Annotated in this window: 23 protein-coding genes and 1 riboswitch; of the genes, 6 read left to right on the top strand and 17 right to left on the bottom strand. The window is 66.8% G+C overall.

Translation table 11 applies throughout. The annotated features are described in order from the left end of the window. Window positions 1–80: 80 nt before the first annotated feature. Both thiC and thiD read right to left on the bottom strand, forming a co-directional pair. Complete coding sequence (thiC, locus tag ACNQFN_RS17940) at window positions 81–1,997, bottom strand: phosphomethylpyrimidine synthase ThiC (RefSeq protein ID WP_418647154.1); 1,917 nt, start codon at window positions 1,995–1,997, stop codon at window positions 81–83. 157 nt (window positions 1,998–2,154) lie between these two features. Continuing rightward, window positions 2,155–3,042 (bottom strand): bifunctional hydroxymethylpyrimidine kinase/phosphomethylpyrimidine kinase, encoded by an 888-nt coding sequence (gene thiD / locus ACNQFN_RS17935; protein WP_418647153.1) that lies wholly within the window; start codon window positions 3,040–3,042, stop codon window positions 2,155–2,157. Next, window positions 3,035–3,130: riboswitch (TPP riboswitch) on the bottom strand. It overlaps the preceding gene by 8 nt. A gap of 96 nt (window positions 3,131–3,226) precedes the next feature. Here thiD and ACNQFN_RS17930 point away from each other — a divergent pair. The 4 genes from ACNQFN_RS17930 (at window position 3,227) to ACNQFN_RS17915 (ending at window position 7,280) form a co-directional block, all read left to right on the top strand. Then, complete coding sequence (locus tag ACNQFN_RS17930) at window positions 3,227–4,801, top strand: surface-adhesin E family protein (RefSeq protein WP_418647152.1); 1,575 nt, start codon at window positions 3,227–3,229, stop codon at window positions 4,799–4,801. A gap of 163 nt (window positions 4,802–4,964) precedes the next feature. After that, window positions 4,965–5,618 carry a protein-L-isoaspartate O-methyltransferase family protein gene (locus ACNQFN_RS17925; RefSeq protein WP_418647151.1) on the top strand — a complete coding sequence of 218 codons (654 nt, stop codon included), beginning with the start codon at window positions 4,965–4,967 and terminating at the stop codon, window positions 5,616–5,618. Between the two features lie 10 nt (window positions 5,619–5,628). After that, window positions 5,629–5,952, top strand: a complete 324-nt coding sequence (locus ACNQFN_RS17920) for a rhodanese-like domain-containing protein (RefSeq protein ID WP_418647150.1) — start codon at window positions 5,629–5,631, stop codon at window positions 5,950–5,952. A 26-nt stretch (window positions 5,953–5,978) separates the two neighbouring features. Continuing rightward, a complete protein-coding gene (locus tag ACNQFN_RS17915) occupies window positions 5,979–7,280 on the top strand; it encodes a TolC family outer membrane protein (protein ID WP_418647149.1) in 1,302 nt (433 codons plus the stop codon). Between the two features lie 10 nt (window positions 7,281–7,290). On the opposite strand, the gene waaA is transcribed toward ACNQFN_RS17915, so the two are convergent. After that, window positions 7,291–8,550, bottom strand: a complete 1,260-nt coding sequence (waaA, locus tag ACNQFN_RS17910) for a lipid IV(A) 3-deoxy-D-manno-octulosonic acid transferase (protein ID WP_418647148.1) — start codon at window positions 8,548–8,550, stop codon at window positions 7,291–7,293. A gap of 132 nt (window positions 8,551–8,682) precedes the next feature. Here waaA and ACNQFN_RS17905 point away from each other — a divergent pair, with 132 nt between their 5' ends. Then, entirely contained in the window at window positions 8,683–9,690 is a 1,008-nt protein-coding gene (locus ACNQFN_RS17905; protein WP_068636855.1) for an NAD-dependent epimerase, read from the top strand. A gap of 68 nt (window positions 9,691–9,758) precedes the next feature. Here the strand turns inward: ACNQFN_RS17905 and argB are convergent, their stop codons facing one another. Together argB and ACNQFN_RS17895 are read right to left on the bottom strand one after the other, a co-directional pair. Continuing rightward, a complete protein-coding gene (gene argB, locus ACNQFN_RS17900) occupies window positions 9,759–10,661 on the bottom strand; it encodes an acetylglutamate kinase (protein WP_068636854.1) in 903 nt (300 codons plus the stop codon). 157 nt (window positions 10,662–10,818) lie between these two features. Further along, a complete protein-coding gene (locus tag ACNQFN_RS17895; protein ID WP_068636853.1) occupies window positions 10,819–11,256 on the bottom strand; it encodes an Hsp20/alpha crystallin family protein in 438 nt (145 codons plus the stop codon). A gap of 72 nt (window positions 11,257–11,328) precedes the next feature. Between ACNQFN_RS17895 and ACNQFN_RS17890 the strand changes: the two genes are divergently transcribed. Beyond that, a complete protein-coding gene (locus ACNQFN_RS17890; RefSeq protein WP_369404205.1) occupies window positions 11,329–11,637 on the top strand; it encodes a cysteine-rich CWC family protein in 309 nt (102 codons plus the stop codon). Window positions 11,638–11,722: 85 nt separating this feature from the next. Here ACNQFN_RS17890 and ACNQFN_RS17885 read toward each other — a convergent pair whose 3' ends face one another. The 12 genes from ACNQFN_RS17885 to ACNQFN_RS17830 form a co-directional block, all read right to left on the bottom strand. After that, on the bottom strand, window positions 11,723–13,009 hold the full coding sequence (locus ACNQFN_RS17885) for an ankyrin repeat domain-containing protein (protein ID WP_418647147.1): 1,287 nt from the start codon (window positions 13,007–13,009) through the stop codon (window positions 11,723–11,725). Beyond that, window positions 13,006–14,367 carry a hypothetical protein gene (locus ACNQFN_RS17880; protein WP_418647146.1) on the bottom strand — a complete coding sequence of 454 codons (1,362 nt, stop codon included), beginning with the start codon at window positions 14,365–14,367 and terminating at the stop codon, window positions 13,006–13,008. The genes ACNQFN_RS17885 and ACNQFN_RS17880 overlap by 4 nt, the downstream gene beginning before the upstream one ends. Then, window positions 14,342–14,977, bottom strand: coding sequence for a hypothetical protein (locus tag ACNQFN_RS17875; RefSeq protein WP_418647145.1), 636 nt, complete (start codon window positions 14,975–14,977; stop codon window positions 14,342–14,344). The genes ACNQFN_RS17880 and ACNQFN_RS17875 overlap by 26 nt, the downstream gene beginning before the upstream one ends. Beyond that, a complete protein-coding gene (locus tag ACNQFN_RS17870; protein ID WP_418647144.1) occupies window positions 14,974–15,405 on the bottom strand; it encodes a hypothetical protein in 432 nt (143 codons plus the stop codon). The genes ACNQFN_RS17875 and ACNQFN_RS17870 overlap by 4 nt, the downstream gene beginning before the upstream one ends. Before the next feature lie 114 nt (window positions 15,406–15,519). Further along, a complete protein-coding gene (locus ACNQFN_RS17865; RefSeq protein WP_418647143.1) occupies window positions 15,520–17,925 on the bottom strand; it encodes a type VI secretion system Vgr family protein in 2,406 nt (801 codons plus the stop codon). 402 nt (window positions 17,926–18,327) lie between these two features. Beyond that, window positions 18,328–18,696, bottom strand: a complete 369-nt coding sequence (locus tag ACNQFN_RS17860) for a barstar family protein (protein ID WP_068637453.1) — start codon at window positions 18,694–18,696, stop codon at window positions 18,328–18,330. After that, a complete protein-coding gene (locus ACNQFN_RS17855) occupies window positions 18,693–19,052 on the bottom strand; it encodes a ribonuclease domain-containing protein (protein WP_068637455.1) in 360 nt (119 codons plus the stop codon). Before ACNQFN_RS17855 ends, ACNQFN_RS17860 begins: the two co-directional genes overlap by 4 nt. Before the next feature lie 9 nt (window positions 19,053–19,061). Then, complete coding sequence (locus ACNQFN_RS17850; RefSeq protein WP_068637457.1) at window positions 19,062–20,711, bottom strand: response regulator; 1,650 nt, start codon at window positions 20,709–20,711, stop codon at window positions 19,062–19,064. A gap of 183 nt (window positions 20,712–20,894) precedes the next feature. Further along, window positions 20,895–22,694: an aspartate--tRNA ligase gene (gene aspS, locus ACNQFN_RS17845; RefSeq protein WP_068637459.1), complete on the bottom strand. Its 1,800-nt coding sequence runs from the start codon at window positions 22,692–22,694 to the stop codon at window positions 20,895–20,897. Between the two features lie 62 nt (window positions 22,695–22,756). Further along, window positions 22,757–23,380 (bottom strand): DUF502 domain-containing protein, encoded by a 624-nt coding sequence (locus tag ACNQFN_RS17840; protein WP_068637461.1) that lies wholly within the window; start codon window positions 23,378–23,380, stop codon window positions 22,757–22,759. Between the two features lie 60 nt (window positions 23,381–23,440). Beyond that, window positions 23,441–23,710 carry an FmdB family zinc ribbon protein gene (locus ACNQFN_RS17835; RefSeq protein WP_068637462.1) on the bottom strand — a complete coding sequence of 90 codons (270 nt, stop codon included), beginning with the start codon at window positions 23,708–23,710 and terminating at the stop codon, window positions 23,441–23,443. 155 nt (window positions 23,711–23,865) lie between these two features. Then, complete coding sequence (locus ACNQFN_RS17830) at window positions 23,866–24,717, bottom strand: prepilin peptidase (RefSeq protein ID WP_068637464.1); 852 nt, start codon at window positions 24,715–24,717, stop codon at window positions 23,866–23,868. Between the last annotated feature and the right edge of the window lie 5 nt (window positions 24,718–24,722).

Genomic DNA, 24,722 nt, shown 5'->3' with positions numbered 1-24,722 from the left:
TCCAGAAGGTGCGGCGCGGCAAAGGGGGCGCAGCCCCCTTTGCCGTTGACGGCTGGACCTTGCGGGTTCGGCCGCCGCGTTCAGACGTTCCGGTAAACCTCGGCACCGGATTTCACGAACTCCACTGCCTTCACCTCCATGCCTTTCTTCAGTGCGTCGGCTTCGGCGATGCCCTGGGCGGCGGCGAAGTCGCGCACGTCCTGGGTGATCTTCATCGAGCAGAAGTGCGGTCCGCACATCGAGCAGAAGTGGGCGACCTTGGCCGAATCCTTGGGCAGGGTCTCGTCGTGGAATTCACGCGCCTTGTCGGGGTCGAGGCCGAGGTTGAACTGGTCTTCCCAGCGGAACTCGAAGCGTGCCTTGCTCAAGGCGTTGTCGCGGATCTGTGCGCCCGGATGGCCCTTGGCCAGGTCGGCGGCGTGGGCGGCGAGCTTGTAGGTGATGATGCCTTCCTTGACGTCCTGCTTGTTGGGCAGGCCCAGGTGCTCCTTGGGCGTGACGTAGCACAGCATCGCGGTGCCGTACCAGCCGATGGTGGCCGCGCCGATGCCGCTGGTGATGTGGTCGTAGCCCGGCGCGATGTCGGTGGTCAGTGGCCCCAGGGTGTAGAAGGGCGCTTCGTGGCACTGTTCGAGCTGCAGGTCCATGTTCTCGCGGATCAGGTGCAGCGGCACGTGGCCCGGGCCTTCGATCATCACCTGCACGTCGTGCTTCCAGGCGATCTGGGTCAGTTCGCCCAGAGTCTTGAGTTCGCCCAGCTGCGCTTCGTCGTTGGCGTCGTAGATCGAGCCAGGGCGCAGGCCGTCGCCGAGGCTGAAGGCCACATCGTAGGCCTTCATGATCTCGCAGATTTCCTCGAAGCGTTCGTACAGGAAGCTTTCCTTGTGGTGGGCCAGGCACCACTTGGCCATGATCGAGCCGCCGCGGCTGACGATGCCGGTCATGCGGTTGGCGGTCAGCGGCACGTAGCGCAGCCGCACGCCGGCGTGGATGGTGAAGTAGTCCACGCCCTGCTCGGCCTGTTCGATCAGGGTGTCGCGGAAGATTTCCCAGGTGAGTTCCTCGGCCTTGCCGTTGACCTTCTCCAGCGCCTGGTAGATCGGCACGGTGCCGATCGGCACCGGACTGTTGCGGATGATCCATTCGCGCGTTTCGTGGATGTTCTTGCCGGTCGACAGGTCCATCACGGTGTCGCCGCCCCAGCGGATCGCCCAGGTCATCTTGTCGACTTCCTCGCTGATCGAGGAGCCCAGCGCCGAATTGCCGATGTTGGCGTTGATCTTCACCAGGAAGTTGCGGCCGATGATCATCGGTTCGGTTTCGGGGTGGTTGATGTTGTTGGGGATGATGGCGCGGCCGCGGGCGACTTCGTCGCGGACGAACTCGGGCGTGATCTCGGCGACCAGGCTGGCGCCGAAGCTCTGGCCCGGGTGCTGGCGCAGCAGCATCTCGGCCATGCGCTGGCCCTTGGGGCCGGTGGCGCGCAGCAACTCGATGTAGCGGGCGCGGTTCAGGTTCTCGCGGATGGCGATGTATTCCATCTCGGGGGTGATGATGCCGCGGCGGGCGTAGTGCATCTGGGTGACGTTGGCGCCGGCCTTGGCACGCCGCGGCTTGCGGTGCAGGCCAGGAAAGCGCAGTTCGTCGAGCGCCTCGTCGGCGGCGCGCTGGCGGCCGAATTCGGAGGACAGGTCGGGCAGCACTTCGGTGTCGCCGCGCTCCTCGATCCAGTCCTGGCGCAGCGCGGGCAGGCCGGAGCGGATGTCGATCTTCGCGGCCGGGTCGGTATAGGGGCCGGAACAGTCATAGACGAAGATCGGTGGGTTGGGCTCGGCGCCGAAGGAAGCCGGGGTGTCGCTCTGGGTGATCTCGCGCATCGGCACGCGGATGTCCGGGCGCGAACCTTCGACGTAGATCTTGCGCGAGTTGGGCAGCGGTGCAATGGCGGCTTCGTCGACGTGGGCGGATGAGGCGAGGAATTTTTCCGGGGCGTTCATGATGGGTGTCTCCGTGTTGGGTGTTTGAATCGTGTACTGCAGGATGGAACAGGGAAAACAGGCTGCACCGTCAGCGTGGAATGCGGCGATATGGCGATGCGGCGGGGAGGGCAGCGGGCGCGCTGCGGACCTTCTCGGTGTGGGGCGCCGGAGGCGCTCAGTCCGAGCCGTTCCGTGCGCGCCACAGCGCGTGGAAGTGATGGACCGGTCCATGGCCGCTGCCTGCCGCCAACTGGTCTGCATGCGCGATCGCATTCACCAGCCATTGGCGGGCATGGCGTACCGCGGTTTCGACCGGGCGGAAGCCGCCCGCCGTCTGGGGCAGCAGCGCGGCGATGGCCGAGCTCAGCGTGCAGCCGGTACCGTGGGTGTTGCGGGTGTCGATGCGTCGGGCGGGCAGTTCGACCATGCGGTCGCCGTCGAACAGCAGGTCGGTCAACTCGTCGCCCGGCAGGTGGCCGCCCTTCAGCAGCACCCAGCGTTCGGACGACAGCGGCAGCAGTTCGCGCAGGCGCTCGGCGGCGCGGTACATTTCCTTGACCGATTCCGGGGCGCGCTGCTCGAGCAGCACGCCGGCCTCGGGCAGGTTGGGGGTGATCATGAAAGCCTGCGGGAACAGCGCCTCGCGCATCATCGCGATCGCGCTTTTCGCCAGCAGGCTGTCGCCGCTCTTGGCCACCATGACCGGATCGAGCACGACCCTGGCGGCCTGCCAGTGGGCGAGGCGGTCGGCGACAGCGGCGGTGACTTCGGCGCTGCCGAGCATGCCGATCTTGGTGGCATGCAAGCGGACGTCGGCGAACAGGGTGTCGATCTGCAGGCGCAGGAAATCGGTCGGCGGTACATGCACACCGGTCACGGCCTGCGTATTCTGCGCGGTCAGTGCCGCGACCACGCCGCAGCCGTAGGCGCCGAGCGCGGAGAAGGTCTTGATGTCGGCGAAGACGCCTGCACCGCCGGATGGGTCGATGCCGGCGATCGAGACGACGTTCGGAATGTGGGATGGGCTGCTGGCCGCAGCCGCGGATGATGCAGGTGAGTTCATGATTCCGTTTCCCTACGCCGGTGCGAGCCGGATCAGGTTCCAAGGGTGTATCTCAGCCCATGCGCCACGGGCACCCCCAACGAGAGCGGCAGACGATACTGCATGTGCTTGCGTGTGGCAAGGGTCTCAAGATTTCGGCGGCGAAGTCGTTTAGGATCGTACCGATCCGAATCCGGCTGTTTCGATGAAACCGTTCCGTCTCCTTCTGGTGGCTTTGCTGGCCGCCGTGCCCTTGCAGGACGCACTTGCCGCCGACTGGCAACTGGTGCTGAGCGATCGCAGCCGGCGTGTCGAAATCGATCGCGCCAGCATCTTCTCGTCCGACCGCGGCACCAAGGTGTCGTGGGGCAGAGTGGTCCTGGGCAGGGCGGAGGCGGTGTCTTCCGGTTACGCCACGATCAAGGCGCTGAACCGCTATGACTGCCAGAACCGGACTTTCGCCACCGTCAAGCGTGTCTATCTGGACGTCGACGACAACATCGTGCGCGAGGAGCCGGTTGCGGATGCGAAGCCCCTGCAGGTGACGCCGGGTTCGGTGGATGAACGGATGTGGCGCGAAGTGTGCGGCCCGCCATCCTCCGCCGACATCCGGAAGGTGGCGGGCGAGATCCAGAAGCTGGCCGAGAAGGCCGGGCCGCAGACAGTCGCCGCCAAGTCTGCCGAGCGGCCGCAGCCTGCCGGAGAGGCTGCCCGTCCCGGCCCGATCGAGGCGCGCGACGTTTCGGCGCAGCCGCTCCGTGCGATGGATGCGCAGCCACCGCAGGCGTCGATCGTTCCAGGCTTGCCCAGCATCAAACCGGCCAAGCCTGATCCGCAAGCCGTGGAGCGGGAGGCGCCCCGCGCCCCGGAGTCCGCGCCGCAGCGCCAGGCCGGACGTCCCGTGCCTGCAACTGCCGTGCAGAAAGCGAAGCCGGGCGTTGCGCGCAAAGCGTCCGTGAGCGAGGCAGCTAGGCCGGGTTCCACGCCGCCGGCCCGGCCGTCAGCGGGAACGGGGCAGGCGCTCGCGGCGAAGCCGACGGGCGAGGTGGCAGAGGATGATCCGCTGGAGGCGCTGCTGCAGGCCCGGCGCAGCAAAGCGGTGGGGCCGGGCTGGAGCTACGACGGCGACACCGGCCCCGAAGCCTGGGGGCGGCTGCGGCCCGACTGGCGCATCTGCAGCGAGGGGCGGCGCCAGTCGCCGATCGATCTGCGCGAAGGCCTGGCAGTCGATCTGGCTCCGGTCAAGTTCCATTACCACGCCAGCGGCTTCCGCATCAGCGATACGGGCAACACGCTGCAGGTCGATGTCGGCGGCGGCATGGGCATGGAGGTGCGGGGCGTCCGCTACGAACTCGAGCGCTTCACGCTTCACCGCCCGTCGCAGGAGCGCATCGGCGGCATGGCCTACGACATGGCGATGTACCTCGAACATCGCAGCGCCGGCGGCGACATCGCGATGCTGGCCGTGCAACTGACGGTCGGCACGGAGCCCAACGCGCTGCTGCAGACGCTGTGGAACAACCTGCCGCTCGATCGCGGCCGCGAGTACGTGCCCGATGCGGCCATCGATCTGGCCACCTTCGTGCCGTCCGATCCAGCCCATTTCCTTTACCTGGGCTCGTTGCCGACGCCGCCCTGCACCGAGGACGTGGTGTGGGTGGTGATGAAGACGCCGGTGGAGATGAGTGCCGATCAACTCGCCATCTTCAGCCGCCTTTATGCGCGCAATACGCGGCCGATCCAGCCGACCAACGGCCGCCTGGTGCTCGAGTCGCGTTGAGTTCGCGTGCCTGGCATGTGCGGTTTCGCTTGCCGTGCTTCGTCCGCGATCCATTCCCGTCGTGGGGCATCAACTGCGTTAGAATGACGCGGTTTTGCCACAATGGACGGCGTATCGAATCAGCGTCCGCCAAGAGTCCGCCTATTTTCGCCGGGAGCACTTGATGAACTTCGAAAAAGCACGCTTCAACATGGTCGAGCAGCAGATCCGCCCCTGGGAGGTGCTGGATCAGGACGTGCTCGATCTCCTGATGACGGTCAAGCGCGAGGAATTCGTGCCGGCGGAGGCACGTGCGTTGGCATTCGCCGACGTCGAGATCCCGATCGGCTGTGGCCAGGTGATGCTGAAGCCGGTCATCGAAGGCAAGGTGCTGCAGGCGCTGCAACCGGCGAAGTCCGACTCCGCGCTCGAGATCGGCTCCGGCTCCGGCTTCTTCGCCGCCCTGCTGGCCGCGCGCTGCGAATGGGTGCGGACGATGGAAATCGAGCCCGAACTGGTCAGGCTCGCTTCCGCCAACCTGGCGCGCAATGGCGTCGAGAACGTCATCGTCGCCCAGGGCGACGGCATCGACGGCTGGCCCGAGCGTGCGCCCTACGACGTGATCGTCGTTTCGGGCGGCGTGCAGTATGTGCCGCAGGCGCTGCTGGAGCAGCTCAAGGTCGGTGGCCGCCTGTTCGCCTTCGTCGGCGAGGCCCCGGTGATGAAGGCCCGCCTGATCACCTGCGAAGGTGAAGGGCGCTTCCGCACCGAAGACATCTTCGAAACCGTCGTGCCGATGCTGCAGAACGCATCGCGCCGCGACAGCTTCAGCTTCTGAGCTGCCGCCGATGCGACAGATCGGCCCGCGCGACCTGGCGGAGCGCCTGAATGATGCATCCCGGGAAGCGCCGCTACTGCTCGACGTGCGCGAGCCCTGGGAGTTCGAACTGTGCCGCGTCGCCGGTTCAGTGCCGATGCCGATGGGCAGCGTGCCCGCGCGTCTTGCCGAACTGGATCGTGAGCGCGAGACGATCGTGATCTGCCACCACGGCGGGCGCAGCGCTCAGGTGTGCATGTTCCTCGAACACCAGGGCTTCACCAGGGTCATCAACCTGGCAGGCGGCGTTGCCGGCTGGGCGGCACAGGTCGATCCGGGCATGCCGCGATACTGAGCGGCAGCCTGTCTCCGGAGGCTCGAGTGAATCGCATCTTGGCAATCTGTCTGTCCGCGCTGTTTTCAGGTGGCGCCCTGGCGGCCGATCTGATGCAGATGTATCAGGAGGCGCTGGCGAACGACGCGAAATTCTCCGCTGCTCGCGCGCAGTTCGAGGCAGGGCAGGAAAGGGTGGCACAGGGGCGCGCCGGCCTGTTGCCGCAGATCGGCCTCAATGCCGATGCAAGCTGGAACGACAGCGAGATCGAGGCCCGCGCCGGCAGGACGTCCGGCGACTACGACAGTCGTGGCTACGGCGTCCAGCTCACCCAGCCATTGTTCCGCTGGCAGAACTGGGTGCAGTTCAAGCAGGGCGAACTGCAGACCGCGCTTGCCGGCGCCCAGTTCGATGCGCAGCGGCAGGAACTGGTGCTGCGCGTCGCCGAAGCCTATTTCGACGTGCTCAACGCCCAGGATGCGGTGGAAGCGGTGAGCCAGCTGCGCACCGCGGCGGGTGAGCAGCTGGAACTGGCCAGGACCAGCTTCGAAGTCGGTACGGTGACGATCACCGATGTGCATGAGGCGCAGTCGCGCTTCGATCTCGCCTCGGCGCAGGAAATCGCTGCGCAGAACCAGCTCGAAGTGGCGCGCCAGGTGTTGGCGCAGATCATCGGCAGGCAGCCCGACACGCTTGCCGGTCTGCGCGAAGGCGTCGCGCTGCAGCGGCCGCAGCCGGACAGCATCGCCGATTGGGTGAATGCCGCCGAGGCGGGCAACTTGGGCGTGCAGGCGCAGCAACTGGTGCGCGAGATTGCCGCGCGCGAAGTCGAGCATGCCCGGGCCGGGCATCTGCCCACGGTGGATCTGATCGCCTCGCATGGCGTGATCCATCGGCCGCAACTGGCGACCGATCGCAATGAAAGCACGACCATCGGCGTGCAGCTCAACATGCCGCTGTATGCGGGCGGGCGCGTGTCTTCGGTGACGCGCGAGGCCGCTGCGCTGCGCATGAAGGCCGATGCCGACCTGGAGGATGCCCGCCGCAGCGCAGCCCTGGCGGCCCGCCAGTCCTGGCTCGGCGTCACCAGCGGCATGGCCGAGGTGAGGGCGCTGGAGGCCGCCAGGATTTCGTCGGCATCGGCGCTCGAAGCCAACAAGCTCGGCTACGAAGTCGGTGTGCGCATCAACATCGACGTGCTGAACGCCCAGACCCAGCTTGCCGATACGCTGCAGCGCTTGTCGCGGGCGCGCTACGACACGCTGCTGGCGCAACTGCGGCTGAAGGCGGCGGCCGGCACGCTTGGCGAGGACGACGTCCGCGCCATCAACGCCCTGCTGGCGCCTTGAGCGCCGCCATTCAGGCTTTCAATCCTTCGAGCATTTCCAGCGTGCGCGCGGTCGCGCTGCGGTCGGCTGCGGCGAAAGCCTTGCCGGCAACGGCCATGGCATGGCGCGAGGCTTCGTCGTCCAGCAGTGCAAGCCCCATGCGGATGCCGTCATCCGCATCCGTGGCGCGCTGCGCCGCGCCCGCGCGGATCGCCTGTTCGGCGGCAGCGGCGAAATTGAAAGTGTGCGGGCCGACGACGACCGGCGTGCCCACGGCGCAGGCCTCGATCAGGTTCTGGCCGCCGAAGGGCAGCCAACTGCCGCCGATCAGCGCCACGTCGGCTGCCGCGTAATAGACGAACATTTCGCCCATCGAGTCGCCCAGCCAGACGCGGGTGTCGCCGGCGACCGGCGCGTCGTCCGAGCGTCGCTGCAGCTTCAGGCCGTGGCGGGCCACCAGCCGTGCCGCGTCGTCGAAACGCTGCGGGTGGCGTGGCACGAGCACGAGCAGCACGTCGGGCGGGGCGAGGCGGGCGAAGGCGCCGAGCAGCAGTTCTTCCTCGCCGTCGCGGGTGCTGGCGGCGAGCAGCACGGGCCGGTTGCCGATGCGCGTGCGGAAAAGCTTGGTGCGAGCGCTGATATCCTCGGGCGGGGTGATGTCGAACTTGATGTTGCCGGTGACCAGCACGCGGCGGGCGCCGAGCGCGGACAGGCGCGCCGCATCGGCTGCGGTCTGGGCGCCGATCGCGCTCAGTGCGCCCATCGTCAGCGCGCTCAGTGCCGGCAGGCGGGCGTAGCGCTTCGCCGAGCGTTCCGAAAGCCGGGCGTTGGCGAGCATCACCGGGATCCTGCGCTGCCGGCAGGCGGCGAGCAGGTTGGGCCACAGCTCGGTTTCCATGATCACGCCGAACTGGGGGCGGAAGTGGCGCAGGAAGGCGTGCGCGAAGCAGCCGAGGTCATAAGGCAGGTAGCAGCGCAGCACGCGCGCATTGCCGTTGAACAGGCTCTGCGAGGTTTCGCGCCCGGTCGGCGTCATGTGGGTGAGCAGGATGCTGTGCTCGGGCCAGCGCCGCAGCAATGCCTTGACCAGCGGTTCGGCGGCACGGGTCTCGCCGACCGACACTGCGTGCACCCAGATGACCTGGGTCGGCGCCCGCACCGCGTAGCGGCCGAAGCGCTCGCGGAGGTGCCTGAGATAGCCCGGCTGGCGCCGTCCGCGCCAGACGAGGCGCAACAGCACGAGAGGCAGGGCAAGAATCCACAGCAGCGTGTAGGGGAGGCGGGTCAGCATCGAATCGGGTGATGAATCGGTCACGCAAGTATAAGCAAGGATGACGGCATCGGTGTTTCAACGGCGCGGCATGGCACGGCGGCATGCGATAATCGAAGCCCTTCGGATTTCCTGCTTTTTTCTGAGAGCCTCATGAGAGTTCTTGTCACTGGTGCCGCCGGCTTCATCGGTATGCACGCCTCCCTGCGTCTGCTCGAGCGTGGCGACGAAGTCGTCGGCCTCGACAATCTCAATGATTACTACGACCCGACGCTGAAGGAGGCACGTCTCGCCCGCCTGACGCCGCACGCGGGTTTCCGCTTCGTCAAGATGGACGTGGCCGACCGCGCCGGCATGGAGCGGCTGTTCGCCGAGGAAAGGTTCGACCGCGTGATCCATCTCGCCGCCCAGGCCGGCGTGCGCTACTCGCTGCAGAACCCCCATGCCTACATCGACAGCAACGTCGTCGGCTTCATGAACATCCTCGAAGGCTGCCGCCACGCCAGGGTGCGGCACCTGGTCTACGCGTCCAGCTCCAGCGTCTATGGCGGCAACACCAGGATGCCGTTCTCCGAGGCCGACAGCGTCGACCATCCGGTCAGCATCTACGCCGCGACCAAGAAGGCCAACGAGCTGATGGCCCACACCTACAGCCACCTGTACGGCCTGCCGACCACCGGCCTGCGCTTCTTCACCGTGTATGGCCCGTGGGGCCGGCCGGACATGGCGCTGTTCCTGTTCACCAAGGCGATTCTCGAAGGGCGGCCGATCGACGTCTTCAACCACGGCAGGATGAAGCGCGACTTCACCTTCGTCGATGACATCGTCGAAGGCGTGATCCGCACGCTGGACCGCACTGCCGAGCCGGATCCCGCGTTCGATTCGGACGCCCCCCATCCGGGCCGCGGCAAGGCGCCGTTCCGGGTGTTCAACATCGGCAACAACAATCCGGTGGAGCTGATGGCTTTCGTCGAGGCCATCGAAGAGGCGCTGGGCACGACGGCGCAGAAGAACTTCATGCCGCTGCAGGACGGCGACGTGCCGGCCACCTATGCCGACACCGATGCGCTGAACGAGTGGACCGGCTTCGCACCGGCCACCAGCGTCAAGGACGGGGTGGGGCGCTTCGTCGCCTGGTACCGCGACTACCATCGCGTCTGAGCGCCCGCGCCGGACGATGAAGGCCCGCCCACCCGTGCCTGCCGCAGGGGCGGGCTTTCCTTTTGGGGCTACTTGCTCTTGATCATCGTGCCGACGCCGTGGTCGGTGAGGATTTCGAGCAGCAGGCAGTGTTCGACGCGGCCGTCGATGATATGCACCGACTTCACGCCGTTGCGCGCCGCGTCCAGCGCCGAGCCGATCTTGGGCAGCATGCCGCCGGACAGCGTGCCGTCGGCGACCAGTTCGTCGATCTCGCGCGGCGTCAGGCCGGTCAGCAGCCTGCCGCTCTTGTCGAGCACGCCCGGCGTGTTGGTCAGCAGCACCAGCTTCTCGGCCTTCAGGATCTCGGCCAGCTTGCCGGCGACCACGTCGGCGTTGATGTTGTAGGTCTCGCCTTCTTCGCCGACGCCGATCGGCGCGATCACCGGGATGAAATCGCCCTTGTCGAGGAAGGAAATCAGGCTCGGGTCGATGCTGATGATCTCGCCGACCTGGCCGACGTCGACCAGATCGCCCGCCGGCGCGTCGAGTTTCTGCATCAGCAGCTTCTTGGCGCGGATGAAGCTGGCGTCCTTGCCGGTCAGGCCCACCGCCTTGCCGCCGGCCTGGTTGATCAGGTTGACGATTTCCTTGTTGACCTGGCCGCCCAGCACCATCTCGACCACTTCCATGGTCTCGGCGTCGGTGACGCGCATGCCCTGGACGAACTCGCCCTTCTTGCCGACGCGGGCCAGCAGGTTCTCGATCTGCGGGCCGCCGCCGTGCACCACGACAGGATTGAGGCCGACGAGCTTGAGCAGCACGACGTCGCGGGCGAAGCAGTCCTTCAGCTTCGGATCCGTCATCGCGTTGCCGCCGTATTTGATGACGATGGTCTTGTCGAAGAAGCGCTTGATGTAGGGCAGGGCCTCGGCGAGGATTTCGGCCTTGCGGGCGGGGCTGACGGTGTCGGCGGCTTGGGTGTCGGTCATGGGGCGTCCTCGGTTGCAGTGCGGATGAAGGCCGCCAGTTTACTGCGCTCCCCGTCGTTTGGCGCGTGATCACCGATGGCTGTTGCAGGAAAGCCGACAGGCCCGTTCCCCTGCCTTGGCACAGGGGAAACGGGCCTGTCTGCCCGCGCGCGCGCCCTCAGTCGATGCTCAGCCGCTTGGCCTGGGCTTCGGCCTTCTTCGGCAGCGACAGTTCGAGGACGCCGTCGTTGAATCTGGCGGACGCCTTCTCCTCATCGATTTCCTGGCCGAGCTGGAAGCTGCGCGACACCTTGCCGAAGTAGCGCTCGGTGCGCAGGACTTTCTCGCCTTCCTTGACTTCCTTCTCCTGCTTGCGTTCGGCACTGATCGATACCACCGGGCCGTCGATGTGGACGTGGATGTCCTCCTTTTTCATGCCGGGCAGTTCGGCATGGACTTCGTAACCAGTATTGGTTTCCTTGACGTCGACACGCATCTGCGGCGCTTCGCTGCCGGCGCTGGCGAGTGCGCCACCACCGAAGTCCACCGGGCGGACGAAGAAGCCGCGGAAGAAATCTTCCAGCGGATCGACACGACGGGTCAGATTGTTGCTCATCGCTTGCTCTCCTTCTGCTTGAGTTGGCCGGCAGTCTTTCCGGTCTCGATACGAATATGGGAGCACGCGGCCATGATTCAAGAGGGAGACACGAAGGGATTGGCGGACTCCGGTCTATCATGCGGGCCACGACTGACGGAGAGAGGTTCGAGCTTCATGGAGCACGTTGTGAATGAGACGCCGCCGGGCAATGTCTGCCCGCGCTGCGGGGCCGTTTTCAGCTGTGGGATGCGGGCCGGCGAGGAGGTGTGCTGGTGCGTCGCTTTTCCGCCGGCTTTTGCGGTGCCGGCGGTGGAGACCGTGCCCGACACCGGGGCGTGCTACTGCCCGGCCTGTCTGGCCGAACTCGTTGCCGCCAAGGAGCGGGCAGCGGCCGGTTAGCCTCTTCGGCAGGCCGGCGGATGCGAATTTGCCGCCTGTGCGGCGGCCTTGCGCGCTTCGATGGCCGGAACGGAAACGGACAGGCTCATTCCCGCGGGGAAGACGGCCGGTAGCGCCGATGGATTTCCTGGCGTGCCAGCGCAACGCGTATCTGCTGGTCGTCGGCGCCGATTTCGCGCAGCATCTGTTCAGTGAAGGGAATTCCATCGCGCAGCCAGTCGTCGATCTGGCGGTGCTTCATACGCATGTGTTCGGGCAACTTCCATACTTCCTGTTCGCTCAGCGCGTCACGCACCTGTTCGTCATTGGCGCCGATCTCGCGCAGCATCTGTTCGGTGAAAGGCACGCCATCGTTGAGCCAGCGGCCGATCTGGCGGCCGGGCATCGGCGGCAGGACTTCCTCGTCATACCACTTGAGCACGCGGCGCACGGTGTCGTCGTCCGCGCCGTGCTCGCGCAGCAGTTGTTCGGTGATGTCGGTCTTGGCACGCAGCCAGCGGCCGATGAAGCGTTTGTCGAACTGCGGGAAACGCACCCCGCGCTCGATGAACGCGCGTTTGAGGCGGGCATAGCAGCGGCCTTCGTTGCGCGTCTCCTTCAGGTCGATGCCGTTGAGTGCGGCCGCCCCTTCATTGATGTAAATCCAGCCATCCTCGGAATCGTAGGGCCCGCCCAGTCGCATGCGGGTTCTCGCGTGCACGTCGGCGCCCAGCTCGATCAGGTGCAGGGCCGCTTCGCAGTGGCCGCGCGTGACGGCATACGCCAGCACAGGCGTGTCCATGGGACGAACGTCCATGGGGTTCTGGCGTAAATCGATGTCGGCGCCGCGCTCGATGAACAGGCGGAACAGCGGCCCGTCGCCGCGGCCCAGATCCATGGTCTCGAAGAAGATGGGCACCACCAGCCCTTTCTGGTTGGGATCGGCGCCGAAGTCGAACAGCAGCGTGGCCATCCTGAGGTCGCCGAGATTGACAGCGTAGAACAAAGGCGATCTTTTCTGGAGCGGATTGCGTCCGCGTGGCCACGCAGGAACGTGATAGTTGGGATCGGCCCCGTGCTCCAGCAGCCATCGTGCCGACGTGTGCTGCTTGTTGCGCACGGCCAGGATCAGCGGCGTCAGGTGGTAGGTGGCGCCGGGCCGGTCGATCAGGTGGCGAACCGATTCGGGGGCGAGCACATGCACGCGCCCTTCGAGCACGGTGAGCGCGAAGGCGCGCTGTTCGGGGTCGGGAAACTCCAGGGGCAGTTCGACCTTGAAGGCGCCAAAGTGCATGATGTCCATGTTTCTGTCCTTGTCCCAGGCGGGGCGTTCGCAGGCGGTCAAGAGGCTCAGGGCCAGCAGGGCGGCGAGCAGGCGGGCGAGCAGGCTCATCGGCCGCCCCCGAGCGGCGGCAGCCGGCTGCCCGGTGTGCCCGCGCCCAGTTCGCGCTCGATGACGGCCAGCGCGGCGGCCTTGCGCGCTTCGATGGCGTCGATGAGTTCGCCCATCGAATGGGTGTTTGCAGATCGGGGCGGCAGTTCGAACACGGTGTCGCCCACCGGGCGGGCGACACGCCTGACCGGCTCCCCCTGCGCCCACTGATGGAGACGGTCCAGGAGGCCGAGCCTGAAGTTGCGCGAAGCCGCATCCAGCGGCCCGCTGACGTAGTCGAAATGGGTGCGGTAGCGGGTGCCCAGCGGGCCGCCATGCTCGATGGTGCGCTCGCCCTCGCTGAAGCGGTAAGGGGTCATCGGCGACAGCGTGGCCGGGTTGAAGGAGACGAAGGGGCGATTGCCGATGATGCCCGCCGCGCCGGCCTGGCCGCCGCCCTTGCTGTGGCCGGCGAAGGTGACGGACTTGGCGTAGTCCTCCGCCTTGTGGATTTCGGCCCCCAGTTGCATCGCGGCATCGTACTGGGCGGTCTGTTCGCCCGCGCCCTGCGGCACATTGGTCAGCACCATGTCCTTGTATGTCTTGCTTTCCGGGTCGTTCAGGCTGCCGTCCAGCTCGGTGCCGCGAAAGGCGATGGTGACTTCCCCGGTCAGTTCGTCGTAGTAGGGGGCGGCGTAGTAGTTGCTTTTATGATCGATCCAGAATTTATCGTCGTTGAGCATTTCTTCCGGCAGCAGGCCCAGATCGCGGAACTCCTCCCGGCGCAGGTTGAGCATGGCCTCGGGGGCGTTGTTCGCGGGGTCGCCGTCCAGGCCGGCGTTGCCGCCGAAGGTCCGGGGGTCGTCCGCCTTGGCGCCATACACGGCCAGGCTGGCCTCGGCGCGGCGCACGTCGCGGTTCAGGCGCTCCAGTTCGTCGGCCGCCCCGGCCAGCGCGTCGTGGCGCATCTGGTTGGCCGGCAGGCCCGTGCGCTTGCGCCAGTCCGCCACGCTCTCGCCCGGCCTGCGTTCGGCATCGGCAAGCAGGTCGCGCGCGGCTTCGATCTTCATCTCGCGCTCGGCCAGCCGCCGGGCCTTGGCGTCCAGATGCGGGCAGCAGCGGTGCACCGGCGAACCTTGGAGGATGCGGCAGCCGCAGGTGGCCACCGTGGCGTACTGCATGGCCACCGGCTGGCCGTCGATCTTGAAGAAGAAGCAGCCGTTCTTGAGCGTGGCGCCCGAGTGACCTTTCTTCCTGCACTTGTAGTCGTCGCCCACGATGGCGGTGGGCTGTGTGTCGGAGAGGTTGCGGTGGCTGCGGGGCCGGGTCTGGATGAAGCCCTTGGGGCCCCGGTCACCGTTGCGGGCTACGTGCGGCATGGGACGGCTCCGGAGAATGGGCATGGTGGAGGCGGCGGCGCAGGGCCGCGCCGCGCAGGCTTTGAGCCTGGGTGAAACCCAGGGCGAACGCGCAGTCGAGCAGGCTTTCGGAAATCTCCACCGCATACAGATTGCTCAGTTGCGGGCCGGCGGCCTGGGCCAGGCTGTGGAATTCCGCCCAGTGGCCGCACAGGCGGACGATGTCCGGGTTGGCCGGGGCGGGCTGCCCGTGCGATACCGGCAGCAACACGTGCTGGCGCGTCCAGCGCGACAGCACCTCGGCGATGATGGAGAGGGTTTCCGCCTGCCACCAGGCGCGGCGCTGGACAGGCGCCCATCCGGCCAGGCGCAGCAGGCTCGCGGCCAGCCAGGCGTCGAGCTGATCGAGCAGGCCGCTGCGCGCGGGCAGCCCGCCAGCGTCGAGCATCAAGCGGGCAATGAGCAGGGCCTCCACGCAGGGCTGCTCTTCCTGCTCCAGGCCTTGTGCGGCGCCAGGAAGCAGCTGGGAGACGATGAAGGTGAAACGGCCGGCATGTGGGTGAGTGCCTTGCGGGCGCAGTTCGGCATACCCGGACAGCCACTGCGGCAAGGGCATGAGTGTGCCGTTCATGAATCCGCCTCCGGCGAATCGTCCTCCAGCTGGCGCAGCCAGCCGGCCAGACGCGCAATGGATTCGGCCTGCCCATGGATGAGTGCCGAGCTGATCAGCGTAGATCCCAGTTCGTCCGCCAAGCGCCGGACGATGAAATCGGCCGGCTGATGGGCTGCGCGAGGGGTGTCCATATGCGGGCTCGCAAGCAGGTCGGTAAGCGCCGTTTCGACACTTTCAAGCAAGGGGTCGTCGTGCACTGCACGGTGCCAGCCGGGGTGCTTGCACTGCGCCAGGCAGGCATGGACGATCTCGCGCTGGCATGGGCCATCCGGGCGGATCCGCCAGGAGGGTGTGCCGTGAGAGGGCAGCATGGCGACCAGATAGGCCGCCAGCGCGGCCGGTACGCCGAGGTACTGGAGCTGGGCGAGCCATTCTTCGTATGGCATGAATTCGGCAGGCGGGGGGAATGGAAGCGAGGCCATGCTCAGGTGCGCGAAATGGATCGTCTCTTCAAAACGACAGGATCAAGGCTTTTTCCAGTTGACTGGCGTCCGGCCCGTTCAGGACGCGGCTGCCCAGGCCGAGCATGCTGCTGGCCCCCCGAGCATCCCCGCTACGTCGCCGCTGGACAGGGCGCCCGCCATGCTCGCCACCTGCTGGGCCGTTCCCAGCAACTGGCTTGCAGCACGAAATACGTCTCCCGCGCCTCCCGAAGCCAGGCCGGAGAGCAGGGAAAGGCCGTTGTCGGCCGCCGGTGCCGGCGGCGGAGGCGTGCTGATGGCGCCTTCGGCATGGACGATATCTTGTCCCTGGATATGCACCTGCACCCCGACGATCTTGATCGTGCCGTCGCTGTCCATGGAAATCATCGATTTGCCGCAGGTGATCTGCACCCGCTCCCCGGCATTGAGGTTCAGTTCTTTTCCAGCCTGAATCTGCTTGGCCGTGCCGACGGTTTCCATCGACATGCCCAATACGGCGGTGTTCATGACCCCGCCCACGTTGATCGAATACAGGGCGCCCACGTTGGTGATGTGGAGCAGTCCGGTCGAGTCGATGGCAGTCAGCCCTACGGTGGAGGTGTCGTTACGTGAAACCGTGCTCTTGCGCGATGCACCGATGCGCACGGTTTCATCCGCTCCGACCTTCGTCTTGCGGTTCTTGCCGACGCTGACCGATTCGTTCCTGTCGACGGTCTTGGTCCGGCTCTTGTGGATGGTGAGCGCTTCGTTGCCATCGACCGTGCGGGTCCGGTTCTGGTGCACGGTCAGCGTCTCGTCCAGATCGACCGTCTCGGTGCGCCAGCCGTGGACGTCGATCTTCTCGTTGCGATCGACGACCTCGGTGCGGTCGCGGTGGATGGTGTTGAACTCGTCGCGGTCGATTTCCTTGCGCCGGTCGTTGCCGACCCACTTGGATTCGTCGTGCTCGACCTCGGTCAGAGCGTCCTTCTGGGCGTGGAACCAGACCTGTTCGGCGCCCTTCTTGTCCTCGAAGCGCAGCGCGTTGGCGTCGCCCGCGCCGTCGCGCAGGCCGGCACCGGCCGCGCCGCCCTTGCTCGAGCGGGTCAGGATGCCCGACTGGGTGCGGTTGGCCGGCAGCGACCAGGGCGGCATCTGCTCGGCGTTATAGACGCGCCCGGTGATGATCGGGCGGTCCGGGTCGCCGTGCTCGAAGTCGACGATGACTTCCTGGCCGATGCGCGGGATGTGGATGGCGCCGAAGTTGCTGCCCGCCCAGGGCGAGGCGACCCGGATCCAGCAGGTGTCGGTGCCGTCCTTCTTGCCGTAGCGGTCCCAGTGGAAATGCACCTTGACGCGGCCGTATTCGTCGGTGTGGATCTCTTCGCCCGGCGGGCCGACCACCACCGCGGTCTCGACGCCGCGGGCGCGCGGCTTGGGCGTGGCCAGCGGCGGGCGGAAGGGGCGCTCGGCGGGCAGCGCCTCGACGTCGACGTGGAAGTGGCTGGCGGTGCTGCCGGCGGCGCCTTCGTAGTCGTTGTCGGCGATGTCGTAGCTGACGGCGACGAGCGTGAGTTCGCGGTTCTGGTCGGCGCGCGGGTGCCCGGTGAGCGTGAGCCGGTGGCCCGGGGCGGCGCCGCGCACGCGGCCCGACAGGTGAATGGTCTCTTGCTGGCGCTGCAGCCGCTCGAGGGTGTTGGCGGCGTACTGGGCGCCGTCGCCGGGGTCGAGGTAGTCGCCGGGGTAGTGATAGCGGGTGTAGTGGTCGAACAGGTGGCCGCGCGGGTCGGCGTGTTCGGTGGTCAGGTCCGACGAGGGGCGCTCGAAGTCGTAGTCGGCGTGGATGAGCCGGCCGGTCTCGACGCGCCGGGTCAGGCGCCAGGCGTCGAAGTGGTCGCGGTCCGGGCGGGTCTGCACGCCGCTGTAGTAGGGCACGGTGGCGTAGCCGGGGCAGTCCGGGTGGGCCGACAGGTGATCGGCCAGCACCAGGGTCTCGCCGTCGGCCGCGTGCTCGAACCAGAAGAAGATGCCTTCGTGTTCGAGCTGGCGGCAGATGAAGGACAGGTCCGTCTCGCGGTATTGGACCAGGTAGGTCCAGCGCTTGTAGCGCGCCTTGAGCCGCATGTCGAAGCGCACCGCGTTCTCGCCCAGTACCTGGTACAGGATGTCGGGCACGCTCTGGTTCTGCCAGATGCGAAAGTCGGCGCGGCGCGAGGCGTGCCACAGCCGCGGGGCGAGGGTGGTTTCATAGACCCAGTGCCGGCCTTCGTGGCCGACCGCGGCGAAGTCGATCATCTGGCCCGACAGCCAGCGCCGGCCGCGGCGGTCGGTTTCGAGTTCGATGGCGCAGCGTTCGCCGATCATGGCCTGGCAGTCCAGGTCGGGCGATTCGGACTTGAAGCGCACCGTGAAGCGGTACAGCGAGGACAGCGCCTCGCGGCCCGACAGGCTCACCGCCCACAGCGCGTCGCCCAGCGGCGTGTGGGCGACCAGAAGACGGTTCATGGCCGTGGCTCCCGTATCGATCCATGAAAAGCGATAACGGTAACATATGAGAGATATATAGCAAAAGATTACGGGCATACTCCGGGTGGGTCGGCTTGCACCCGGAATATGCCACCCTTCGAGCAGGGGAAGCTCGAATGACGCGATGCTTGCGGGGAAATCGGCGGGCGGCGAGACCGCCCATGCCCGCCACGAGGTGATCGGCCAAAGGCCCGGCACCATCTTTGGGGGCTGTCAGGCGCTTGGGGCGGGCCCATTACGGAGGTTCAGGCACGAGAGCTCCTCGCGAGAGCGGGACCACGATCGCTGAGCGGGTAGCGAGGCCGCGCAGGTGGTCAGCCTGGTGCAAGCCGGGCCTGGGCCAGGCGCGACCGGTCGATACGGCCGGCCAGGTGCGGCCGCTCAGGCATCAGGATCGTCGCTTCGCCCACTTTCCTCGATGGCGACGCTGAGCGGTGTGCTGGTGCCGGACCAGTAGGCGATGCTGTCGTCGAGGATTTCGAGCAGGGTGGCGTGGCTGTCCGGATCGGCCGTCCGCAGTCCGGACGGCCCGGACAGCACGAGATGGCGGGCCGACGCCGGCAGCCATGACAGATCGCAGAGCAGGTCGGCAAGCGCATCCCAGTTGTGTCCGAACCAGGCGGGAAAGTGCAGCGCCGCGGCGAAGCGATCGAGCAGTTCGGCCTTGCCGGTGCAGCCGGCGAGGTCGACCCGCAGGATGAGCGGGTCCGTGGCGGACGGGACGGGGGGGCAGGGGCGGCTCGGCGTCATGGGCGCGGTTCCACCTGGCGGAAGCTCCGGTAGTGGTCCGGAGTGTAGTAGAAGATTTCCGGCGGCTTGCCGCCGGCGACGATCCGGCGTGCGCCGCGATCGCGCGCGCCGGGCGTGGGCACCGTGTATTCGCGATACCAGCCGCGGGGTTTTTGCGGTAGCAGCTTTTCGCGGTTCTGGAACACCGTGCCGTCCTTGCGGTAGGGGAAAGGCCCGCCTTGCTGGATCAGGGCGATGGTCTCGAAGGCTTCGGGCGGAATGCCGGCGTGTGCGCCCTTGTCGGGCGAGGCGGGCGTGCAGCCCGCGAGGGCGAGCAGGGCGAGAGCGCTCAGGCGGAGCAGCAGGGTGTGCATCATGGCTGGGCGTCAGGAGGAGCGGATGACCCGCGTCAGGACTTTTTCCGGCCGGATGCCGTAGCGCTTGATCAGATCGTGCATGAAGCCGGTGATCGCCGCCAGGCGCGGGTTGGCCGGCGACAGGCGCTGGGCGCGCTGGATGAAGCCGTGGGCCTGGGTGGCGAAGGCGTCGTTCCAGCCGCGATGCTCGATATGGCGCAACAGCGCCAGCGCGGCGTTGAACAGCACATGCGGATTGCCCGGCAGCTTGCGCGCGGCGCTCATCATCTCGCTCACGGCGCCGTCGAAATCGCCCGCGCGGGCCTTTTCGGCGCCGGTGGTGACGAGCGTCTTGACTTCGGCCTGCACGCGGGCCTCGATCTTCCGGGACAACTGCCCGAGTCCGCGGGTGTCGAGCATGGCACGGGTCGTTTCGATGGTGCGCTCGTCGGCCGAACTGCGCAGCAGATCGGTGGCGAGTTCGCTGGCCTGTTCCTGCATGTCCTGTTCGAAGCAGGTCTTGATCAGATCCTGGCGCAGTTCGACCGAAAGCTCGCGGATCGTGCCGCCGGCCAGCATCGCGGCCTTGAGCGCCTGCTGCGCACCGGCGCGATCCTGCTTGTGGGCATGGATGAGCGCATTGCAGACTGCCTTGCACACTTCGCCTTTCGGCTGCCGCCCCATGCTGCGGTCGAGGTCGGTGATCGTCTCCTGCACGTCGCCGATCTTGTCCAGGGCAAGCTGGGCCTGGACGAGGCGGACGTGATCTTCGGGATCGCGGAACGCCGAGTATTTCCCCTTGCTGACGACTTCCGCAAGCGCGGCTTCGGCGCCGGCGGGATTGCCGATGGCCAGCGACAGGGTGCCGAGGCGGCGCAGGCGGGCCATGCGATAAGGGGATTTTTCCGCCGCGGTGGCGAGCGTGGCACAGGCTTCGTGCGGACGGCCAGTCTCCTCCTGGAGGCGGGCGAGCAGTTCGTAGGCAGCGATGAAGCGGTCGTGGCGGGCGAGCAGGTCGACGAGGATGCTTTCCGCTTCGACATGGCGCTTCTTCAGCACGAGGATTCGTGCAAGCCCCAGTTCGGCCCACGGAATGCTGCGCGAACCGAGGATCTCACGATGGAGCGCTTCGGCTTCGTCGAGCTGGCCGATGCCGACGTGCAACTGCGCCTGCAGCCGCATCAGATCGGTCAGGTACTGGGGGTTCTCGTCGCGGGCGATGCGGCAGTATTCGATCGCACCGATCGGGTCGCCGAGGCGCATCAGCTGCCAGGCGGGCAGGAAGGCATCGCGCTTCTGGAAGGCGCGCAGCAGGCGCACGCGCAGCGTCTCGGCATTGAGCGGCTTGAGGATGTAGTCGTTCGGCGTCAGCTCGCAGGCGCTGGTGACGCGCTCGTTGTTGCGTTCGGCGGTGATCATGACGAACACCGTGTCGGGCGGGAGGATGCCGTGGGCGTGAAGGTCCTCCAGCAGGTGCTGGCCGTCCTGGCCTTCGCCGAGGTTGTACTCGCACAGGATCAGGTCGTAGCGCTGCTCGCGCAGTTGCTTGATCGCCGCAGTGGCGGACACCGCGTAATGGGCGGTTTCGATCCCGATGGATGCCAGCATCGTGCGCAGCTGCGTGCGCATGGTGGATTGGCTTTCGACGACGAGAACTTCGAGCTCGTTCGGAAGAAGCATCTGTATTGGCGCCAAATGCACGCGGTGCGTGCCTCGGGTGAAGATTACGTCATCCCGGGTGAAATCTGAAACGGTGCGGGCTCCACGGCCTTTCACCGCGATGGATGAAAGGCCGTGGAGCCCGCGTTGCCGGCAGGTGGCGAAGCCGGGGGGGCTCAGCTCCTGCCGCTTGGTTCTTGTCGCTCAGCCCTTGCCGATCTCGACCTGGGTTTCGACCTTCTGCCGCAGGCGGATGTGCAGCTCGCGCAACTGCTTCTCGTCGACCTCGCCCGGCGCATCGGTCAGCAGGCACTGGGCGCGCTGCGTCTTCGGGAAGGCGATGACGTCGCGGATGGATTCGGCGCCGGTCATCATCGTGACGATGCGGTCGAGGCCGAAGGCCAGGCCGCCGTGCGGCGGCGCGCCGTACTTCAGCGCGTCGAGCAGGAAGCCGAACTTGGCCTGTTGTTCCTCGGGGCCGATGTTCAGCGCCTCGAACACCCTGGCCTGCACGTCGGCGCGGTGGATACGCACCGAGCCGCCGCCGATTTCCCAGCCGTTCAGCGCCAGGTCGTAGGCCTTGGCCAGGCATTCGCCCGGGTTGCTGGTCAGCAGCTCCAGGTGTCCGTCCTTCGGGCTGGTGAAGGGATGGTGGCAGGCGGTCCAGCGCTTGTCGTCCTCGTCGTATTCGAACATCGGGAAGTCGACCACCCACAGCGGGCACCAGGCCTGGCCCGTGACGTAAGCCTTTTCGTGGCCGAGCCTGGTGCGCAGCGCGCCCATCGCATCGTTGACGACCTTGGTCTTGTCGGCGCCGAAGAAGATCAGGTCGCCCGATTGCGCGCCGGTGCGTTCGAGGATGGTGCGCAGCGCGGTTTCGTGGATGTTCTTGACGATCGGCGACTGCAGGCCCTGCTCGTTGGCCTGGGAAGCGTCGTTGACCTTGATGTAGGCCAGGCCCCTGGCGCCGTAGATGCCGACGAACTTGGTGTATTCGTCGATCTCGCCGCGCGTCAGGCTGGCGCCGCCGGGCACGCGCATCGCCGCGACGCGGCCGCCGGAAGTGGCGGGGCCGCTGAAGACCTTGAAGGCGACGTCCTGCACCGCGTCGGTGACGTCGGTGAGTTCGAGCGTGACGCGCAGGTCGGGTTTGTCCGAGCCGTAGCGGCGCATCGCTTCGGCATAGCTCATGCGCGGGAAGGGCGCGGGCAGCTCGACGTCGAGCGCTTCCTTGAACACGAAGCGGATCATTTCCTCGACCAGCGCGGTGATCTCGGTTTCGTCCAGGAACGAGGTCTCGAGGTCGACCTGGGTGAACTCGGGCTGGCGGTCGGCGCGCAGATCCTCGTCGCGGAAGCACTTGACGATCTGGTAGTAGCGGTCGTAGCCGGCGACCATCAGCAACTGCTTGAACAGCTGCGGTGACTGCGGCAGGGCGAAGAACTGGCCCGGATGCACGCGCGAGGGCACGAGGTAGTCGCGCGCGCCTTCGGGCGTGCTCTTGGTCAGCATCGGCGTCTCGACGTCGATGAAGCCGGCGGCGTCGAGGAAGCGGCGGAAGGCCATCGTCGTCTTGTAGCGCAGCATCAGGTTCTTCTGCATCTGCGGACGGCGCAGGTCGATGACGCGGTTGGCCAGGCGCACCGTCTCGGACAGGTTCTCGTCGTCGACCTGGAAGGGCGGCGTGGCGGCGCTGTTGAGTACCTCGATGTCGTGGCAGAGGATCTCGATCTCGCCCGAGGTCAGGTTGGCGTTCTCGGTGCCGGCCGGCCGGCGGCGCACCTTGCCGCTCATCTTCAGCACGAACTCGCTGCGCACCGATTCGGCAATCCTGAACATCTCGGCGCGATCCGGGTCGCACACCACCTGCACCAGGCCTTCGCGGTCGCGCAGGTCGATGAAGATGACGCCGCCGTGGTCGCGGCGGCGGTGTACCCAGCCGCAGATGGTGACGGTCTGGTCGAGGTCGGCGGCAGTGACTTTGCCGCAGTAATGAGTTCGCATGGATGGGTTCCGGCTGGTCTTGATGGCGGCGCAGGACGCCGCGTGGAGGTCTGAAAGGAGGGTTATTCGTTGAGCAGTGCTGCCCGCTCGGGCAGGCGTGAGGGTGGGGCGACGACGCCCATCGAGATGATGTACTTGAGTGCCTCGTCGACGCTCATGTCGAGCTCGATGACGTCTTCCTTCGGCATCATCAGGAAGAAGCCCGACGTCGGGTTCGGCGTCGTCGGCACGTAGATGCTGACGTAGTCACCCCGCAGGTGCCTGGCCGCGTCGCCGCCGGGCTGGCCGGTGAGAAAGGCGATCGTCCACGAACCCTGGCGCGGGTACTGCACCAGCAGCGCCTTGCGGAAGGCCTGGCCGCTGCTGGAGAACAGCGTGTCCGACACCTGCTTGACGCCGTAGTAGATCGACTTCACCACCGGAATGCGGGCGAGCAGGGCTTCCCACACCTGGACGAGCTTCTGGCCGAGCACGTTGGCGGCGATCAATCCGGTGGTGAACACGATTAGCAGGCTCATCAGCATGCCGACGCCCGGGATGTCGAAGCCCAGCCATTCCCGGGGCTGGGCGCCGTTGGGCAGCCACAGCAGGATCTGGTCGAGCGTGCCGATGATCCAGGCGAGCACCATGAAGGTGATCGCCAGTGGAATCCAGATCAGCAGGCCGGTGATGAAGTATTTCTTCACGGAGTCTCTTTGCAGGGGGGCATCGGGCGCAGGCCGGCCTGGTGCGGCCCGCTCCGACGCTCAGTGGCAGCCGCAGCCGCCCCCGGAACAACTGTGGGCGGCAGGCGTGCTGCTGCCGGTGCTGCCCGACGTGCTGCTGCCATTGCCGCCGCCCTTGAAGTCGGTCGCGTACCAGCCGCTGCCTTTCAGCTGGAAGCCGGCGGCCGACAGCAGCTTGGCATAGCCGGTGCTGCCGCAGGAAGGGCAGCTGGAGAGCGGGCCATCGCTCATTTTCTGGAGGTGTTCCTTCTGGAAACCGCAATCCGGGCAACGATATTCGTAGATGGGCATGACAGGCTCCCGAAAACAAGTGCGCAAGTCTAACGCAATGCAGCATAAGGAAAAAGTCGGAGTCCGCTGCAGCGGAGCAAGGCGGCAGATGGGCGCGCGCGGCAGGAGTTTCAAGGATGGGCGGAAGCCGCCCCCCCGCTGCCGCTTGCGCCGGGCTACAGCATGCCGAGGTAGCGGGTGCTCAGGGCTTCGCCCCAGAACAGCGCGATCACGCCCGCCGCGGCGAGATAGGGGCCGAAGGGGATCGGGACATCGCGGCCGCGGCGGGCGACGACGATCAGCGCGACACCGGCCAGCGCGCCGACCAGCGACGAGAACAGGATCGTCAATGGCAGCGCCTGCCAGCCCAGCCAGGCGCCGATCGCCGCCAGCAGCTTGAAGTCGCCGTAGCCCATGCCTTCCTTGCCGGTCAGCAGCTTGAAGGTCCAATAGACCGACCACAGCGCGAGATAACCGGCCATCGCGCCGGCGACCGCGCTCGGCAGATCGGTGAATGTCTCGCCCAGATTGAACAGCAGGCCGAGCCACAGCAGCGGCAGCGTCAGTTCATCGGGAAGGAGCTGGGTGTCGAGGTCGATGAAGGCAAGCGCCACCATCGTCCAGATGAAGAGCAGGGCGCCGAGCGCGGTGAGGCCGAAGCCGAAGTGCCAGGCTGCGTAGCCCGACAGTGCGGCGGTGAAGGCCTCGACGATCGGGTAGCGCTTGCTGATGCCGGCACCGCAGTGGCGGCAGCGGCCGCGCAGGACCAGGTAGCTGACGACGGGAATGTTCTCGAAGGCGCCGATCAGGTGGCCGCAGTGCGGGCAGCGCGAGCGCGGCGTGGCGAGGTTGAAGCGTTCGGCCGCCGGCGCAGGTTCGCCGCGAAGCTCCGCCGCCTGGGCATGCCATTCGCGCTCCATCATCCTGGGCAGGCGGTGGATCACCACATTGAGGAAGCTGCCGACGAACAGCCCGAGCAGGGCGCCCAGTACGGTGAAGGCGATGGGGTCGCGAAGAGCCTCGGACATGGGAC

This window comes from Thauera butanivorans, assembly GCF_048398245.1.
GTDB lineage: Bacteria > Pseudomonadota > Gammaproteobacteria > Burkholderiales > Rhodocyclaceae > Thauera > Thauera butanivorans.
Note: the sequence above shows the minus strand (reverse complement) of the source record. Positions and strands in the feature narration are given on the sequence as shown.